The 17,683-nt window shown below is 46.6% G+C and carries 13 protein-coding genes and 1 pseudogene; 10 read left to right on the top strand and 4 right to left on the bottom strand.

Features of this window, described 5'->3' with window-relative positions; all coding sequences use genetic code 11:
• Window positions 1–11 precede the first annotated feature (11 nt).
• The 5 genes from mltG (at window position 12) to MHI48_RS23725 (ending at window position 7,799) form a co-directional block, all read left to right on the top strand.
• Window positions 12–1,052, top strand: coding sequence for an endolytic transglycosylase MltG (mltG, locus tag MHI48_RS23745; RefSeq protein ID WP_243391439.1), 1,041 nt, complete (start codon window positions 12–14; stop codon window positions 1,050–1,052).
• Window positions 1,053–1,066: 14 nt separating this feature from the next.
• Complete coding sequence (locus MHI48_RS23740) at window positions 1,067–1,996, top strand: peptidase U32 family protein (protein ID WP_047844065.1); 930 nt, start codon at window positions 1,067–1,069, stop codon at window positions 1,994–1,996.
• A 17-nt stretch (window positions 1,997–2,013) separates the two neighbouring features.
• Entirely contained in the window at window positions 2,014–3,342 is a 1,329-nt protein-coding gene (locus tag MHI48_RS23735) for a U32 family peptidase (protein WP_076252944.1), read from the top strand.
• Window positions 3,343–3,576: 234 nt separating this feature from the next.
• Window positions 3,577–5,865 (top strand): methyl-accepting chemotaxis protein, encoded by a 2,289-nt coding sequence (locus MHI48_RS23730; RefSeq protein ID WP_076329171.1) that lies wholly within the window; start codon window positions 3,577–3,579, stop codon window positions 5,863–5,865.
• A 122-nt stretch (window positions 5,866–5,987) separates the two neighbouring features.
• On the top strand, window positions 5,988–7,799 hold the full coding sequence (locus MHI48_RS23725) for a penicillin-binding protein 2 (protein WP_076329170.1): 1,812 nt from the start codon (window positions 5,988–5,990) through the stop codon (window positions 7,797–7,799).
• On the opposite strand, the gene MHI48_RS23720 is transcribed toward MHI48_RS23725, so the two are convergent.
• Window positions 7,778–8,974 carry an AI-2E family transporter gene (locus MHI48_RS23720; protein WP_076252941.1) on the bottom strand — a complete coding sequence of 399 codons (1,197 nt, stop codon included), beginning with the start codon at window positions 8,972–8,974 and terminating at the stop codon, window positions 7,778–7,780. The genes MHI48_RS23725 and MHI48_RS23720 overlap by 22 nt on opposite strands.
• Before the next feature lie 174 nt (window positions 8,975–9,148).
• Here MHI48_RS23720 and MHI48_RS23715 point away from each other — a divergent pair, with 174 nt between their 5' ends.
• Window positions 9,149–10,552, top strand: coding sequence for a polysaccharide deacetylase family protein (locus MHI48_RS23715; protein WP_076329169.1), 1,404 nt, complete (start codon window positions 9,149–9,151; stop codon window positions 10,550–10,552).
• A gap of 85 nt (window positions 10,553–10,637) precedes the next feature.
• Here MHI48_RS23715 and ilvD read toward each other — a convergent pair whose 3' ends face one another.
• The 3 genes and pseudogenes from ilvD to MHI48_RS23700 form a co-directional block, all read right to left on the bottom strand.
• On the bottom strand, window positions 10,638–12,323 hold the full coding sequence (ilvD, locus tag MHI48_RS23710; protein ID WP_036616973.1) for a dihydroxy-acid dehydratase: 1,686 nt from the start codon (window positions 12,321–12,323) through the stop codon (window positions 10,638–10,640).
• A 317-nt stretch (window positions 12,324–12,640) separates the two neighbouring features.
• A pseudogene (locus MHI48_RS23705) lies at window positions 12,641–12,883 on the bottom strand (KGG domain-containing protein); the annotation flags it as partial.
• Window positions 12,884–13,006: 123 nt separating this feature from the next.
• Window positions 13,007–14,047 (bottom strand): acyltransferase family protein, encoded by a 1,041-nt coding sequence (locus tag MHI48_RS23700; protein WP_076329168.1) that lies wholly within the window; start codon window positions 14,045–14,047, stop codon window positions 13,007–13,009.
• A gap of 222 nt (window positions 14,048–14,269) precedes the next feature.
• On the opposite strand from MHI48_RS23700, the gene MHI48_RS23695 reads away from it, so the two are divergent.
• The 4 genes from MHI48_RS23695 to MHI48_RS23680 all read left to right on the top strand — a co-directional run bounded on the left by MHI48_RS23695 (window position 14,270) and on the right by MHI48_RS23680 (window position 17,679).
• A complete protein-coding gene (locus MHI48_RS23695) occupies window positions 14,270–15,235 on the top strand; it encodes a sugar kinase (protein WP_076329167.1) in 966 nt (321 codons plus the stop codon).
• Window positions 15,236–15,323: 88 nt separating this feature from the next.
• Window positions 15,324–15,989: a bifunctional 2-keto-4-hydroxyglutarate aldolase/2-keto-3-deoxy-6-phosphogluconate aldolase gene (locus MHI48_RS23690; RefSeq protein ID WP_017686833.1), complete on the top strand. Its 666-nt coding sequence runs from the start codon at window positions 15,324–15,326 to the stop codon at window positions 15,987–15,989.
• A gap of 93 nt (window positions 15,990–16,082) precedes the next feature.
• Window positions 16,083–16,847, top strand: coding sequence for an alpha/beta fold hydrolase (locus tag MHI48_RS23685; RefSeq protein ID WP_076329166.1), 765 nt, complete (start codon window positions 16,083–16,085; stop codon window positions 16,845–16,847).
• Between the two features lie 64 nt (window positions 16,848–16,911).
• Complete coding sequence (locus tag MHI48_RS23680) at window positions 16,912–17,679, top strand: HAD family hydrolase (RefSeq protein ID WP_076329165.1); 768 nt, start codon at window positions 16,912–16,914, stop codon at window positions 17,677–17,679.
• Window positions 17,680–17,683 lie beyond the last annotated feature (4 nt).

The raw sequence follows: 17,683 nt of genomic DNA, 5'->3' as shown, positions 1-17,683 counted from the left end.
TTGTTTCTTTTTTGAAAGGGAAAGCAATTGTAGTCATACTGCTTATCATTGTAGTTCTTGTCGGAGGCGCAGGCGGTTACGTGTGGAGTATGATGCGTCCTGTGGAAGCTTCTACAGAACCGGTCGTATTCGAGATTAAGAGCGGATCGGGAACTTCGAAAATCGCGGATCAGCTTCAAGAAGAAGGCCTTATCCGAAGCGGGTTAACCTTCAAAGGGTATTTAAAGTGGAAGAAACTAGGTTCTAATTTCATGGCGGGTACATATTCAATGAATCCTGGCGTGACATATGATGAGATTGTTAGCAAGCTGAGTAGTGGTGAAGTTGTACCGGAAGAAATGGTGAAATTTACGATTCCGGAGGGTTATAACGTTCTGCAAATGGCGGGTAAGCTTTCTTATGAGCATGTTGTAGATCGGGATGAATTCATCAAGCTGGCCAATGATCCTTCGGCCTTTGATGTAGATATCATCAAAGACATTCCAGTGGATGAAGAACTTCGCTACGTATTGGAAGGGTATCTATTCCCGGAGACGTATGAGCTGAAAAAGGGAAGTTCCACGCATGATGTGATGCAACGGATGCTGGAAGAATTCCAGACCAAGATTAATTCCATTCCTGATTTGGAAGCCAAGCTCCAGGAAAAGAACCTTTCCCTACATGAACTGCTGACGATCGCGTCACTCGTGGAGAAAGAAGTTGTAGTGGACGAGGAACGTGCTCTGGTTGCAGGTGTAATCTACAATCGGATCAATCAGGATATGAAGCTGGAGATTGATGCTACCGTGCAATATCTGCTCGACAGACCGAAGGAACGATTGTTTTTCAAGGATCTAAAGGTGAAAAGTCCCTATAATACGTATCTGAACAAAGGCTTGCCACCCGGTCCAATTGCCAGTCCAAGTCTTCCGTCCATTGAGGCAGCGCTAAATCCGGAAGCTTCGGAGTATCTGTTCTATGTGACAAAAAAGGATGGCTCGTCTGGACATCTATTTGCCAAAACGTATAAGGAACACCAGCAAAATATAGCCAAAAGTAAGGCTGCGCAATAAGCGGAGGGGATTATATGAGTAAGAAACATGAACTGCTCGTTACAGCAGCGAATGTGAAAGAGGCAGAAGTGCTGCTCCAGGCTGGAGCAGATGCTCTGGTCATTGGAGATGATCGATTCGGCATGCGTCTTCCAGGCAACTTTAGCGTGGAAGAGACAGCAGAGGTGGTTGCCATTGCAGCCAAACATCAGGCGCGTGTGTATGTATCCATGACTAATCTGATGTCCAACGAACTGTTGAAAGAATTGCCTGAATATGTTCAAGCACTTGGCAGAATCGGTATTGATGGTGTGGAGTTTAATGATCCATCCGTGCTGGCTACCATGAAGGAATACGCTCCACATGTGAAGCTGCACTGGAATGCGGAGATGACTTCAACGAACTATGCGACGGCTAACTATTGGGGAACCAAGGGAGCTAGTCGAGTTGTACTTGCCCGAGAGTTGAATATGGACGAGTTGACGGAAATGGTTCCTTTTTTGAAGGTGGAAGCTCAGGTTCAGGTGCATGGCATGACGAATATTTATCATTCCAAGCGCAGTCTGGTACAAAGTTACATGGCTCATCAAGGGCGGCCGGTTGAGGGACATCTGGGGAAAGAGCGGGGATTGTTCCTGATCGAGGCTGAACGTCGGGATGAGAAATTCCCGATCTACGAGGATATTAACGGTACACACATTATGAGCTCAGAGGATATATGTATCCTCGAAGATCTTCATCTGTTGATGGAGGCGGGTGTGCACAGTTTCAAAATTGAAGGTATGTTAAAATCACTCACCTACAATGAAGCTGTTGTACGTGCATATCGGACAGCGATTGACAGTTATGTAGCCGATGCTGATGCATATGCGTTCTCTGAAGAGTGGCTCGCTGAGGTGCGGAAGTTACAGGACCCTGAACGTGAATTGTCGTTTGGATTTTTCTATAAAGAACAAGTGTATTAATAGACGAGGTGAACAGAATGGAAACAGTGGCGGTACAGCGGAAGTTCTCGGGGAAACGTAACCGTCTGGACAAACCGGAGCTGCTAGCTCCGGCGGGTAATCTGGAAAAACTGAAATTTGCAATCCATTATGGTGCAGATGCCGTATATATCGGTGGACAGGCCTATGGACTGCGTTCCAACGCGGATAACTTTAGCTTTGAAGAGATGCGTGAAGGTGTGGAGTTTGCCAAAAAGTATGGAGCCAAAGTGTTCGTAGCGACGAACATCTATGCACATAATGAGGATGTTGAGGGTATCGAAACGTACCTGCAAAACCTCTATAATGCGGGGATCTCTGCGATCATCGTAGCCGATCCGGCTATCATTGAAGTAGCCCTTCGTGCTGTGCCAGGTCTTGAGGTACATCTAAGTACTCAACAATCCACACTTAACTGGCAAGCCGTGAAGTTCTGGAAAGATGAAGGACTTCCACGTGTTGTTCTCGGACGTGAGACCAGCTTTGAAGAGATCGAAGAGATCAAGGCCAATGTGGATATCGAAATTGAAGCCTTTATTCACGGGGCGATGTGCTCCTCGTATTCCGGACGTTGTGTGCTCTCCAATCACTTTACGGATCGGGACTCCAACCGCGGCGGCTGTTGCCAATCTTGTCGCTGGAAGTATGATCTGTTTGAGGATGCGAGAGAAGATACGGTGTGGGTCAGCGAAGAGGACATGCAGATGAAGGCCCCTGCGCCATTCAAACTAGGTGAGAACCAGCTTCCCCTTTTCCAGGAACAAGATAATTCATTCTCCATGGGATCTAAGGATCTGTGCATGATTGGCCATATTCCCGAGTTGATTGATGTGGGTGTGGACAGTTTCAAGATCGAAGGACGTATGAAATCGATCCACTACGTGGCAACTGTGGTTAACGTCTACCGTCAAGCTATTGATGCCTATATGGCGGACCCGGAAAATTATGTTCTGAAACCTGAATGGGTTGAAGAAATGAACAAAGCGGCAAATCGCCCGCTGAATACCGGATTTTTCTATGATACACCAGACCATGAAGATCATATCTATGAACCGGAAGAAAAGGCCGTACCTTTTGACTTTGCTGGATTGGTCATGGGGTATGATGCTGAAACAGGAATGGCAACCATTCAACAGCGCAATCACTTCAAACCAGGACAGGAAATCGAATTTTTCGGTCCGGGAGGTCACTTTTTCAAACAGGTCGTCGGTGAAATACAGGATGAAGAAGGCAATGTTCTAGATGCTGCTCGTCACCCGTTGCAACTGATTAAAATGAAGGTAGATCAACCGGTTTCGTACTTCGATATGATGAGAAAAAAGAAGTAGGCTCAAATACCTACAATGTGTCAATATTGTATTATGATTTAACAACATAGTGTTATGAAATTTACATGGGGACCTCCGTTTATCGGCAGATGGGGGTCTTTTTTTTATAGAAAAATAGGAATAAAGTTGTAAAATATTTCTGGAAAGTGAAAGGGGAACGAAGAAAGCTGTCGAATACTACATATTTATAGGGGAGAGAAAGAAAAATCCAACAAGTAAATAACTGGCAGGTGAATGGGAATGGTTCAAAAGAAGCAGAAAGACAGTGGGGAGCAAGTGATAAAATCCGAGCAGGTTAACCCTGAGCAGGTTCAGAAAGTGAAGAAAGAAAAAGTAGGTAAAAGTAAAATTACAGGGAATGGGAAAAAATTACTTAAGTTTGACCGTAGTAAATTGAAGCTGGGCTGGATCAAGACTGATTGGGTGAAGAAACAATTTAAAAACCGGGATTGGAAAAACCTTGGAGGGTCTTCTTTCCAACAGATTAAGAAGGCAAATCCGGTTAAATCCGTAGGGGTTAAACTGTTTTTAATCTTTTTTGCGGGAATTATGATTTTTGTAGTAAGTTTAGGTCTATTATCCTATTCGAAGGCGAAAGGTACGATAGAGAAAAATGCCTCGCGTGCCAATCAGGAGACCATTGATCAGACCAAACAAAAAATGGACATTATTTTGGAGAGGTTTGTGGATACATCCACACAGATTTTCTTTGATCCGGAAATGCAGTCCTTGCTACAAAAAATGTCAGATACGAATTTGACTGCGTATGATACATTCGTGAACTCAAGTTCAATCAACAAGCAACTGTCCAATGTTGCATTTACAAATAAATCTATGGAAGCGATTTATTTGGTACCTACGGACGATACAAAGTCCATTATGGGTACCGGCAGCAACAGTTCATCCATGGGCAGCATTCGCCAGGAAGCATGGTACAGTGAGTTAATTGAGGCGGGCGGTTATCGCTGGCTTCCAACAGAGGTCAAAGAAGATGGCTCAACGCCAACGTTTAAAATTGCACGTTCCATGAAAAACTTGCAGGGGACGACTCAGTCGTATGTTCTGGTTATTGAACTGAAACTGGAAGTTTTGGAGGAACAATTGAAATCGCTTGATCTTGGGCCAGGAGCTATTCTTCAACTAATTGCTCCGGATAATAAAGTGGTTGCATCCTCCATCTCGGATCGTACAGGACAAGAAACAGAGCTTGCATTTGTCAAAGAGTTGACCGAACCAGCAGGTAGTACAAATACGGAGTATACGGTAGATGGCAAATCTACGGAAATGCTGGCTGTATACAGTACGATGGATACATCCAGTTGGAAACTGGTTGGTATGATACCTACCTCTGTTTTGGTTCAGGACGCAAAAGGCATTCTGACTCTGACCCTGTGGATGGCGCTGATTGATGCGGGGATTGCAGTATTGATCGGGATCTGGATGGTGCGTATGATCGCTCGTCCACTCGGCAAATTGAAAGACCTGATGCAGGAAGGTGCGAAAGGTAATCTTAAAGTTCGTACACCATATAGCTCCCAAGATGAAATTGGTCAGCTCTCGACCGCCTTCAATCTGATGATGGAGCAGATCACTAAGCTGGTTGAACAAACCAATCGTTCTGCACAGGAAGTATTGGATACGGCCACTGAGCTGAGCAGTGCATCCAAGAAAACGGCTGTGTCTGCTTCGGAGATTGCTGTAGCTACAGAAGAGATCGCAGGCGGTGCAGGCAGTTTGGCAACCGAAGCGGAACGTGGCAATGAATTAACTGACAATATCTCTCGTCAGATGCAGAGTGTAATCGCTGCTAATGAACAGATGGGTGATTCTGCTCGTCATGTAGAGAAGTCCAGTCAGACAGGAACACAACATCTGAATCAGTTGATGACCAAAACCCAGAAGACAGAAGAAATGATTGGTGCACTGGTGAATAAGGTTGATTCGCTGAAAGAGAGCACTTCCTCTGTTCTGAAAGTGCTTGAAGTGCTGCAAAACATAACGAAACAGACAAATATCCTTTCCTTGAATGCAACCATTGAAGCAGCACGTGCCGGTGCAGCCGGACGCGGATTCATGGTGGTTGCTGATGAGGTTCGTCAGCTCGCGGCTCAATCCAGACAATCCATTGAGATGGTTGGAGAGATTACAGACAAAATCATGACTGAAATGAATGAGACCGTGGATGCTTTGTCGGCAGCCTATCCGTTATTCAAAGAACAGATGGATGCGGTTAAAGACACCAACGTCATCTTTGCTTCCGTACAGGAACAGATGGGTGCCTTTGTGGAACGTCTGGGCATGGTGACAGGTTCTATTGGAGATTTGAACAAATCTCAAGGTACGTTGTCTGAAGCCATGAGCAATGTCAGCGCTGTAGCTGAAGAATCTTCTGCAACGTCCCAAGAAGTAGCTTCCTTGAGCAGTGAACAGCAAAATATCAGTAACCAGCTGGTCAATCTGTCTGGCAAACTGGAGAATGTTTCTACTGAACTGAAAGAAACTTTGTCACGCTTTACGGTGTAACAAGCCAAGGTTGAAATGAGGAGAACCTGTCCCGCACATGGGACAGGTTTTCTTTTTGTTTACCGGATAATTCCAAGCCATATCAGCAATAATATGTCAAAACGACAAAAGGTGAGATTGGGATGCATCTCCTTGCGAAACGGCGAATCTATATAACTTGTATTCTTCTAACTCTTGTCTTTGGATTGCTTATATTACGATTGGGATGGGTTCAGATCGTTCAGGTGAATCAGACGATGCCTGGATTTCACCGAACGGTACGTGAAATGTCTGTATTGCAGCGTGAACGCGGGGTGATACTTGACCCGGGGCGGGGACAATTTACGGATTACAAGGGTGAGGCGTTGACCGGTAAGCTGCAATGGGGACTGGTTCTTTTTCCAAAGGCAAGTCCATTAGAGAAATTACGCAAGGATGGGGCATTAGAAGGCTCCGAGATGATAAAGTTGGCAGCTATATTACATACCGATCCGGATCAATTGAAGAAGGAATGGAATCAGGAAAGTATACCTCATTTTTGGACAGCAGGTACACATCAGCCTGTTCATTTGACCGCTGCTCAGGTGGAGCGCCTACGTAGTTTGCACCTGCAAGGAGCGGGCATCTATCCGATGATGACAAGGTACCTTCAGGGGCATACAGGAATGCAGTGGATGGGTTATCTGGCTGAACAGCCTGAGTCCTCCAAAATTCTGACTGGGCATCAGGATGAAGTGAAACAGCCATTTGCCATGAAATCAGGAGCAGCTGGACTGGAGAGGACACTTGAACCCCTTTTAAGGGGAATTGGTCCTACGCTTGTATCACGCATGGTTTCGGGTGGTGGGGAGATTATCCCTGATATTCAGCCGCACGTCATTGCACCGGCCAATAGCCATTATCCTTTACGTGTAGAAACCACAGTGGATGCTGAGTTACAGCGTGGGTTGGAGGAGTTGACGCAAGAATCTGGATTACAAGAAGGGGCCATTGTTGTGTTAGATGCTGCTAACGCAGATGTTCGCGCCATGATCTCCCGTCCTTTCTATCAGCCACAACATGTGGACCCCAAGCAATCGGCCTGGGGGAATCGTGCAGTACAGGGAGCCGTACCGGGTTCCATTTTCAAAATTGTCACTGCGGCTGCTGCTTTGGAGTATCATGCGGTTTCTAACGGAGAAGAATTCCATTGCGGTGGTGAGTACGGAAGATACGGGTTGTCTTGCTGGAAGGAGCATGGGCATGGAGACCTGAATCTGGAGCAAGGATTCGCTGAGTCTTGCAACATCGTATTTGCGGAAACGGCGCGCAGGCTGAGTATGGAACAACTGGAGAACACGGCTGATCGTCTGGGACTCGCGCGTCCGATTGGCTGGGAGGGGAAGCAGATGGCAGGAATGCCTGTGTTACGACACTTTGATCATGAGGATCACGGGCGTGTGAGAACAGAGGCTGTTTCTTCTGCTGATGAAGGTGCGAAAATACAGACAGCAATCGGCCAGCGCGATGTCTTGGTCACGCCGCTGCAAGCTGCCAATCTGATCGTTACACTGTTACATGATGGAAAAGTTAGTGCCCCACGTCTCGTTAAGCGCATTCGATATGCGGATGGTGGCACCATGCTGGAGATGCCCTTGCATGATTCACCTTCAGCATCAGGACAGATTGCTCCCGCAACAGCGCATAAACTGTTATCCTGGATGAATAAGGTAGTCCGTGAGGGAACAGGAAAATCCCTGCAGCGTGCACGGTGGCATGTTGCAGGGAAATCAGGTACAGCTCAAGTACAGAAACATGGAGAGAAGCGCAACAATCAATGGTTCATTGGTTATGGACCGGTCGAACAACCCAAATATGCTGTAGCTGTTCTTGTCCAAAATGTCTCTCCTGACAGCCAACATCAGGCGACGGCTCTCTTCAGGAAGGTGATGGACTATCTGGCGGAGTCCTCATGATCCTTCGCAGGAACGGTACGTTGTACAGTAGACTCGGCAGAATTCGCTGAAGCCTTACTAACGGGTGGGTCCATGACCAATGGAGAGGATTCAAATTCATCTTTTGGCAGGTGAATCCACTTTTGCAAGTATCCTTGTTGTAACAGTTCTTTCAGAAGGATCAGAAGCACTGGAGATAACACTACACCAGCCAGGCCAAAGATCGAAAGGGAGATCAGCATAAACGAAAGCATCAAGTACGCCGAGGATACACCAATCGAGTTACCCGATATTTTTGGTTCCAGCAACTGCCGTGTCAGCATCGTTACTGCCAGAATCACAATCAGGCCAATCGCCAGGCTACTATTGCCAATAATGAATAAGTAGACGATCCATGGAATAAACACAACAGGAACGCCAAGCAAGGGTACCAGATCAAAAACCGCACAGACTGCTGCGATGGTAAAGGCGTTAGAGGTTCCCAAAATCAACAAACCTGCATAAATCAATACAAACGTAATGAGCATCATGATCATCTGTGCCTTCAGATACGAGCGGATTGTCTTGAACACGTGATTACGCATGAATTCAATAGCTAACTTTAATGTTTTGGGCGTTTTCGCACGGGCGAACTTGCGCCAGGATTCAATCTCGATACTGAGGAAAAATGCCAGAATAATCGCAATTCCGAAGTTCGTAATAAACGAAGAGAATGAACTGAGGAAACCTACGACGAATTGCGCTCCGCTAGTTACCCATTTGGACAGGAACCCGGTCAGTGTTGCAAAATAATCATTCGCTTTTTCCATAACTCCATCAGGGAGAGCGTCTGACTTGTCCTGAATGAATAACACCAGATTGGTGAATTCACGTTGTATCATTTCAATGTATACGGGAAAATTATCTTGAAGATTGGAAATTTGTGAAATGATAATCAGGCCTACCCCAAAAAAGGCAGCGACAATCAATGCAAGAAACAACAAGACGGAGATGGCGGCTCCAAGCGTCTTGGGCAATCCTTTGCGATGTAAAAATTTGGCCAGCGGTTCAATCATCCAATACACAATGAATGATAGAAAGACCGGTGCAGCCACATGGTATAATTGACTGAAACCGTACATGATCACATACACGGTTAATACGAGCAATGCGATGTCAAAGACAGTTCGCCCGTATTTTTTGTAAAGCGGTAGCATGGACATGGCTCCTTTGATGGCAATAAATAGATTGTATTTATTGTACACGATAGCTATCTTTTTGGGAAAACAGGATTCAAGAAAAGTCTGAACTATGATAAAATTAAAGGCGGTTTATTTTTGATAGTGCCATAGTGCACCGTAATTCGGCAGGAGAAGTGGGGAGCTTGCAACATGACAACGATACTTCATAGTATTTTACTGTGGTTATTGTATCTTTCATCTTTTTACGCCTTTATTCCAAGTTTGATCAGTAGGCTTTTTGGTTTTCGTGTATTTCGACGGGGAAGAAGTGATACACAATTTGCATTAACGTTTGACGATGGACCAGATCCACATTATACGCCAAGACTGCTCGATCTGCTTCGTCAGCATCAAGCAAAAGCCACATTTTTTGTCGTTGGAGAACATGCAGCGAGTCATCCTGAACTCATACAGCGCATACATGAGGAAGGTCATCTTATTGGCATTCATAATTATATTCACAAGACGAACTGGCTCATGCGGCCACGTACCGTTCGCGATCAGATTCAGCGAACAGGTCAGATTATTCATGAAGTAACCGGCGTGAAGACTTGTTATTATCGTCCACCGTGGGGGATTATGAATTTGTTTGATTTTTTCAGCAAGAAAGAACGAAAGATTGTACTGTGGTCTTCCATGTTTGAAGATTGGAGAAGCCGAGTAGGTGCCCAGAGATTGACTGAACGGATGCTGAAGGAACTGAGAGGCGGAGAGGTCATGCTGCTGCATGATCGAGGAACGACCCTTGGTGCTGATGCACACGCGCCGGAGCAGATGCTTCAGGCGCTGGAAGTCGTATTACAGGAAGCTGAACGGCTAGGCCTGCAAAGCGTACGCGTTGATACGTTGATGGGAGGTATCATAGTGAGCGAATCTCAGAACAAAACGCAATTACAGACACCACTGAAGCTATGGAAACGAATCGTTGTTGCCTTATGGCTGGGCTGGGAGAAGTTGTTCCACTGGGTATATCATCTACGGACGGCTTCGCCAGAGGACCCAATGCTACACTTCAGATCACGTGTATATCACGGAGCACGGGTGGAGATGAATGATGGCCATGTCATTCAAAATGGAGATCCGGTAATAGAACTACATTTTGACAATCAGAAATTGTTTGAACTTGGAGTGACGTCACGTTCCAGTATGCATTTGGCTATTCGCATGATTCGGACGATGGAACAGCAATTGCCGGATTTGGCACGCATGGTGGCACTCGAACCTGAGTTACGCTCTGCCAAGGCGATATACGGTGTGAGTATGATTAACAGAGGCCCAGAAAAATTCGGATTTACCATACAAGAATTGCCTCCTGGACCGTTCAGTGCTGCATCCAAAGTATACTTGAAGCTGCTGTTAAGTGTAATCCACCCGGCAGGAACCAAACGTTTGAAACAGCGTACTGAACAACTGGTACCCAAGATGATTGCCATGCCGCTGGATCTATTATTGGAACGTTACGGTCAACATACGATGCAGGTGGCAGCAACGGTAGAAGAATCCAGAGATGAATCGTTGTTAATTGAACAAGAGATACTGCCAGAGCGGAACTAAACGGACTGATCACACTTACCAGCAAAAGAAAAGGGTTGCCCTTCGCCAGATTTGGCAGAAGAGCAACCCTTTATTTATTAGTGAATTAGATACTCAGTACGCCACCGTTGCTTGCATTGGTAACCAGTTTGGAATAACGAGCCAAGTAACCGGTTTTTACTTTCGGTTCAAAGCCTTTCCAACCTGCGCGACGACGTTCAAACTCTTCGTCACTGATGTGCAATTCGATGATACGGTTGTTCAGATCCAGCTCGATGATGTCTCCTTCTTCAACAAAGGCGATTGGACCACCCTCAGCTGCTTCCGGAGAGATATGTCCGATACTGATTCCGCGGGATGCTCCAGAGAAGCGTCCATCGGTGATCAGACCAACTTTGGCACCCAATCCCATACCTACGATCTGGGAAGTAGGAGCCAGCATCTCAGGCATACCTGGTCCGCCTTTTGGTCCTTCATAACGGATAACAACAACATGTCCTTCTTTTACTTTGCCGTTAGCAATACCTTCGAGCGCTTGCTCCTGGGAGTCAAAGCAGATGGCAGGACCTTTATGGTATCCGCCAACCGAAGCATCAACTGCACCAACTTTGATGATAGCGCCTTGTGGTGCAAGGTTACCAAACAATACAGCCAGGCCGCCTTTTTCGGAATGCGGGTTATCCAGGTGGTGAATGACATTTGTATCCTGAATTTCTTTTCCTTCAACGTTCTCACGGATTGTTTTACCTGTTACTGTAATGCAGTCACCATGAATTGCGCCTGGTTTCTTGAGCAATTCGTTCAGCACTGCGCTTACTCCGCCTGCATTATGAACGTCTTCGATGTGAAGATCGGAAGCAGGTGCAAGTTTCGCCAGATGTGGAACGCGGTTCGCTACTTCATTAATACGTTCGATTGGATACTCGATACCTGCTTCATGAGCCAGTGCCAACGTGTGCAGTACTGTATTCGTAGATCCACCCATCGCCATATCCAGTGCAAACGCATTATCGATCGCTTCTACAGTTACGATATCACGTGGTTTTAAGTCCATTTTGATGAGTTCCATCAATTGGGTAGCGGATTGTTTAACAAACTCACGACGCTCAGGAGCAACGGCAAGGATGGTTCCGTTACCTGGCATAGCCAGTCCCATCGCTTCTGCCAGACAGTTCATGGAGTTTGCCGTAAACATACCGGAACATGATCCACATGTTGGACAGCCGAACTGTTCAAGTTCAAGCAAGCTCTTGTCATCGATTTTACCTGCTTGGTAAGCACCTACACCTTCAAATACGGATGTCAGGGAAAGAGCTTTACCATTGCTGTCACGACCAGCTTTCATTGGTCCACCACTTACGAACAGGGTAGGGATGTTTACACGAAGTGCACCCATCATCATGCCTGGTGTGATTTTGTCACAGTTCGGGATACATACCATGCCGTCGAACCAGTGTGCAGATACAACGGTTTCCACGGAATCCGCGATAATGTCACGGCTTGGCAGCGAGTAACGCATACCAATGTGTCCCATGGCAATACCATCATCTACTCCGATGGTGTTGAATTCGAATGGAACGCCACCGGCTTCACGAATAGCATCCTTTACAATTTTACCGAATTCCTGAAGGTGGACGTGGCCGGGCACGATATCGATGTATGAGTTACATACGGCAATAAACGGCTTGCCGAAATCCTCTTCTTTAACGCCCGCTGCGCGGAGCAAACTCCGGTGTGGTGCACGGTCAAAACCTTTTTTGATCATATCGGAACGCATCTTCTTGGCTGACATGGTGTATTCCCCCCAAATATATAATATTGAGCAACATGAATGGAAAAGTAAATGGCAGTGCATCTGTCGTTTAATTTCATCCGTACTCTAAAAAAAAGGACCGGCATGCCGGTGTCGAGCTCCCCGTAGTTTGTGAAATTCTTTGCTGCTTTAAACCCGTGAACACCCGGTTTTTCTATTGAGTCTATCACAACCGTCGTCATATTTCTACAAACAATAGAAAGAAGCCTCAAACCATTTTCATGGAATTAGACTTCTTGATTTGCGGGAAAGCTATGATCATGTTTCGATGTGGCGAGCGGAATTCATTAGTTGCTTCCGCCTTTGCGTCCAATCTCACGATAGAATTCCTTATTATGAGTTTCGGAGGTTGCTTCTCCGCCCTTGCGACCAATCTGCTTGTAAAAGTCAGTATCATGGGCATCTGAAGTCGCTTCGCCACCCTTTTTTCCAATCATCTGGTAGAAGCTTCGATCATGGTTCTTGGAAGTCGCTTTGCCACCTAATCTGCCAGCTTCCTCACGGCTCATCTTGTGTTCTGACGTCGGTTGACGTGCCATTACAAATCACTCCTTACAACGATAAGTTGTTTTTTGTAGCGCGTATCCCTAATTTACCACCTTATTTCCAGCCTGAAACAATTCACTAGGATAGAATCGATGGTGAAGAGATCCGTCAGAGCATTAGGCCGACCGTTTAAACACCTCATGTCGATTGAAAGAAAATCGGGATATATCCGGTTCAATTAAGGGTTGGAACGTGTGACGTACAGCCGGCAGAGCCAGTGTGACTGCGAAGAGTATGGCAATGACAAGTATGACTGGAATATACGCCGAGCTTCCCATATAACTGTAGACTCCGGACCAGATTGCGAGACGAACGAGAAACCCATGCAGCAGGAACACATAGAGTGTGCGTCGTCCAAGGTCCGTCAGTCTGGAAGTCAAGGAAGGTACCCAAGCCAAGAACAGTGCTGCAGATGCGATTTCCAGCAAGTAGACACCCACCCGGAAGATGCCGGCATACCATTCGTGGTGACCCAATTCGGCGTACGTCATGCTGCCGAGTAACCATCCGGATGAAATATTTAACCCCCCATACCCAATCCATACCAACAGTGCTGCAGAGAGGATGGCTGCGGTTTTTCGCCCCCAACCGGATAATAAACGTGAACGGATAGTTGCTCCATAGTCATAACCGATGACAAAAAACGGCAGAAATACAAACGTACGGCTGAAGCTGAGCCAGAACCCGTCGATGGGCAAATACCCGGCAATTACACCGAGCGCAATCGATACAATCAGCCGATATATCGGTTTCCAGGAAATCGTCAGACGAAGCAACAGTCGCCAACAGAAATGACTCGCGAGAAACCATAACAGCAAGTAAGGTGCAAAGAAGGATAGCCGCATATGGGGTGTGTGGAATACGGTAAAGTCCATCAATGCGTATAAGGACTGAAACAGTACATACTGTAGTGCAATCTGCTTCAGGACGTTTCGTCCAGATGCACCTTGGAGTGAGTGTGTCGCAAAATACCCGGTTACCCATACAAAGAGTGGCATGTGAAACGTATATATCCACAGGAACAGAGCTTCTGCACCTGCAAAACGTGTAATGAGTGGTTCAAGTGCATTACCAGCTAGGACACAGACGATAAGCATAAAGCGCAGATTGTAAAAGAAAGATTCCTGATCATCCCGGATCAGTGTCTGATTTTTCATGGTGTAGCCCCCTTATAGACCCTGTTTGCAAGGTCATTTGCATCTGTAATAAGGGTAATATGGATGTTCATTATCTATTGTGATTTAATTCACATTAGTAAGCGTTATCTTTTATCAAAGCTGTGACAACAAAATGAACGCAACGGGATTGACAACGGTTGCATAGAGGATGACAATAGAAAAAGAAGATGAGGGAATGTAACTATAAGGAGGGAAGAAATCATGTCAACGAGTCCCTATCCAAGCCCGGAAATTATTACGTTTGGGGAGAGTATGGGTTTGCTGACTGCCAAGGATACAAGAGGGCTGGAATATGCAGCCTCACTGGACAAGTCTTTCGGGGGTGCTGAGAGCAATCTGGCTATTGGCGTATCCCGCCTGGGGCATACCAGTGGTTGGTTTGGACGTTTGGGCAATGATCCGATCGGCAGTATGATTCTGAAAGCCATTCGCGGTGAAGGCGTAGATGTATCCCGGGTAAGGTTGAGTGATCACGAGCCCACTGGTTTGATGATTCGTGAGAACGCTTCCGGGAAAGCCTCGGTGCATTATTATAGGAAGTTATCTGCTGCAAGTGCGATCACACCTGATGATCTGGATCCTGATTATATTGCCGGGGCGAAGATATTGCACGTTACGGGTATAACGGCAGCGATAAGCCCGTCCGGACTTGCTACGGTAGAGGCTGCCATACATATTGCCAAACAGGCAGGTGTGAAAGTAAGCTTTGATCCAAATCTGCGTCTCAAACTATGGTCTGCGGATGAGGCCCGTCCGGTTATACTGCGTTTAGCTGAACTGGCGGACTACTTTTTACCGGGTCTGGACGAGATGAAACTTCTATATAACGAAGAAAATGATCAAAAAGTACTTGAGCGTTTATCTGCCATGAATGCTGTGTGCATCGTGAAGGGTGGCCCTGATTTGACCTACGTATTGGCGAATGGTACCCTAACTGAAGTTCCGTACTTTAAGGCGGATAATGTTCTGGATACGGTAGGAGCAGGAGACGGATTCTGTGCGGGATTTTTATCGGGTTTATTAAAAGGATACTCCCCGCAGGAAGCAACCCGTCTCGGCAATTTGACCGGTTCCATGGTTATACAGGCTATTGGCGATTGGGAGGCGCTCCCGACGTGGGGGCAGGTCGAGGCCAAGCTGAACAACGTTGCTCATGTTGAGCGTTAGTCGCTGCTGAAATCATATATGGCTCATCTTCGTTCTTAAATGTAAGGCTTGTATACACAACCACCACATTGACAAGGGAGAGAATGAAATGAAGAAGCTTCAGCTATTGCAAAAGATTACGGACAATGGGGTTGTGGCAGTTCTGCGTGCAGATTCTGCTGATCAAGTCATTGCCATGGCCGAGCAAGCGATTGCGGGTGGCATTAAAGTTATCGAGATTACGATGACAGTACCCAGTGCACTCAAAGCCATTGAAAAATTAAGCCGTGTATACCATTGGAACACACAAGATCCAGAGAAATTCGCGATTATTGGTGCGGGAACGGTGCTTGAACCGCAAACGGCAAGAGCGGCTATCATGTCTGGTGCCGAGTTTGTAGTCGGACCTTCCCTGAACCCGGATACGGTTCAGATCTGCAACCTGTATCGAATTCCGATTCTGCCTGGTGTGATGACGATTGCTGACGTTCAACGCGCATTGGAACTCGGCGTGGACATTGTGAAGTTGTTCCCGGGTAACCTGTATGATCCTTCGATTATCAAAACGATGAAGGGCCCTATGCCGCAGGCGAATTTCATGCCAACTGGCGGGGTATCCTTGTCTAATCTGGGGGATTGGATCAAGGGTGGAGCAGTGGCTGTAGGGATTGGTTCCGACTTGACATCGGAAGCTGTGAAGACGGGTGACCTGAGTCATGTCCGTCGCAAAGCGGAACAATATATGGATGCTTACCGCAAGGCCAAGGCTGAATAATATTTTTCAATTCGTAGAAGGGGAGCCTGATAAACAAAGGCTCCCAATTCTGTGAGCCGCGGCACCTGCGGAAGTGAAGAAAGGTGATTAACGTTGAGAAATCGGTATAATACAGGGCGCAAGAAGAGGGGCATCGGGAAATTCCTGCTCGTACTTCTGGCGCTCATTGTCATTGGATGTGGATTTGTTGCGTGGAAATTATTCACACCATACGGTCCACAGGAAACAGCCCAAACGGCTATGGAAACAGCCAATCCGGTGACGGTGAGTGAACAAGAGAACTGGATTGATTTTGTGCCAGACAAACCGACGGGGAAAAGTGTACTTTTCTATCCTGGTGGACTGGTAAAACCGGAAAGTTATGCACCACTTGCGCATGAGCTGGCTGCTGCGGGTCATCACACGATTATTGCCAAGATGCCAGTTAACCTGGCAGTGCTTAAGCCAAACTTGGCAGATGAGATTCTGGCCGCATATCCAGAAGAACAATTTGTTATGGGTGGACACTCTCTCGGCGGGGCCATGGCTGCACGTTATGTAGCCGCACATCCAGATGCACTTCACGGGATCTTCTTCTTGGCATCTTACCCGGATGAAAAAGGAAGCGCAAAGTCACTTGGAATACCTGCTTTATCTATTCTGGGTACTAAAGATGAGGTCGTGAATGCTACGAAGTATCAGAGTGGACGAATGTATCTTCCAGAAGACACGGTATATTACACCATTGAAGGTGGTAACCACGCCCAGTTCGGTGATTATGGTCATCAAAAAGGAGATGGCGAGGCGGAAGTGAGTGGAGAAGAACAGCTGAATCAGACGGTCAAGACGGTACTGGCTTGGTTAAGTACCATCAAGTAGATTTTGATTATTCTGCATTAAGGGTTGAATGCATTTATAGCATAACTTAATGGAGGTGATATGGATGACCATGCTTCAAGTGAATGGAGTGCAGATCCCATGTAAAGGGATCCTGTTCGATAAAGATGGAACACTGCTGGAATTCCTTCAGCTATGGGGGCCGTGGGCAGAGACGTTGCTGAGTCAGTTACAAGCACGTATGAATGAGCTTGGAGCTTCATTTACGGTTGAACGGGAGCACGTCTTAGGCACCATTCATAATGCAGAAGGTCACATTGTCGGCTATGATCCGCAAGGCCCGCTGGCCATTGCGACTGTGGATGAGTGCACGGGATTGCTTGCCGGGCAACTATATGCAGCAGGCATACCATGGAATGAAGCGATCACAACGATACGCAAATTTTCAAGTGTAGCCATGAGATCGGTAAGAGAGCGCAAATCCGCTGAACCAATGTCAGGATTGCTGGATTTCTTGCAGAAATGCAGGGCAGCAGACATACCACTGGCGGTCGTCACTTCAGATAGTACAGCGGCAGCAGAAACACATCTGGATTGGATGGGGATTCGTTCCTTTTTCATATCCATTGTGGGCTGTGATCGGGTGACCCAGGGCAAACCGGATGGAGAAGCAGCACTCTTGGCTTGCCGTGAATTACATATCGATCCTGCGGAGGCAGTTGTAATTGGAGACAGCAATGGGGATATGCAGATGGGGCGGCACGCAGAGGTATCCTATACGCTCGGTTACGGTCCGCAGTTAGATCAAGGATCTCACCTGGTTGATGCCCATGCCATTATTCGTCATTATAATGAGATAAGCGTGATTTTATAAGTCA

The sequence above is a fragment of the Paenibacillus sp. FSL H7-0942 genome (assembly GCF_045040715.1).
In the GTDB taxonomy this organism is placed as follows: Bacteria; Bacillota; Bacilli; order Paenibacillales; family Paenibacillaceae; genus Paenibacillus; species Paenibacillus amylolyticus.
Note: the sequence above shows the minus strand (reverse complement) of the source record. Positions and strands in the feature narration are given on the sequence as shown.

What these genes read in the sequence shown, in the direction of transcription:
- MHI48_RS23715 (WP_076329169.1), top strand. Translation starts at nt 9,149, where the DNA reads ATGACAACGATACTTCATAGTATTTTACTGTGGTTATTGTATCTTTCA.
- MHI48_RS23725 (WP_076329170.1), top strand. Translation starts at nt 5,988, where the DNA reads ATGCATCTCCTTGCGAAACGGCGAATCTATATAACTTGTATTCTTCTA.
- MHI48_RS23695 (WP_076329167.1), top strand. Translation starts at nt 14,270, where the DNA reads ATGTCAACGAGTCCCTATCCAAGCCCGGAAATTATTACGTTTGGGGAG.
- MHI48_RS23700 (WP_076329168.1), bottom strand. Translation starts at nt 14,047, where the DNA reads ATGAAAAATCAGACACTGATCCGGGATGATCAGGAATCTTTCTTTTAC.
- MHI48_RS23690 (WP_017686833.1), top strand. Translation starts at nt 15,324, where the DNA reads ATGAAGAAGCTTCAGCTATTGCAAAAGATTACGGACAATGGGGTTGTG.
- ilvD (WP_036616973.1), bottom strand. Translation starts at nt 12,323, where the DNA reads ATGTCAGCCAAGAAGATGCGTTCCGATATGATCAAAAAAGGTTTTGAC.
- MHI48_RS23740 (WP_047844065.1), top strand. Translation starts at nt 1,067, where the DNA reads ATGAGTAAGAAACATGAACTGCTCGTTACAGCAGCGAATGTGAAAGAG.
- MHI48_RS23735 (WP_076252944.1), top strand. Translation starts at nt 2,014, where the DNA reads ATGGAAACAGTGGCGGTACAGCGGAAGTTCTCGGGGAAACGTAACCGT.
- MHI48_RS23730 (WP_076329171.1), top strand. Translation starts at nt 3,577, where the DNA reads ATGGGAATGGTTCAAAAGAAGCAGAAAGACAGTGGGGAGCAAGTGATA.
- MHI48_RS23720 (WP_076252941.1), bottom strand. Translation starts at nt 8,974, where the DNA reads ATGCTACCGCTTTACAAAAAATACGGGCGAACTGTCTTTGACATCGCA.
- MHI48_RS23680 (WP_076329165.1), top strand. Translation starts at nt 16,912, where the DNA reads ATGACCATGCTTCAAGTGAATGGAGTGCAGATCCCATGTAAAGGGATC.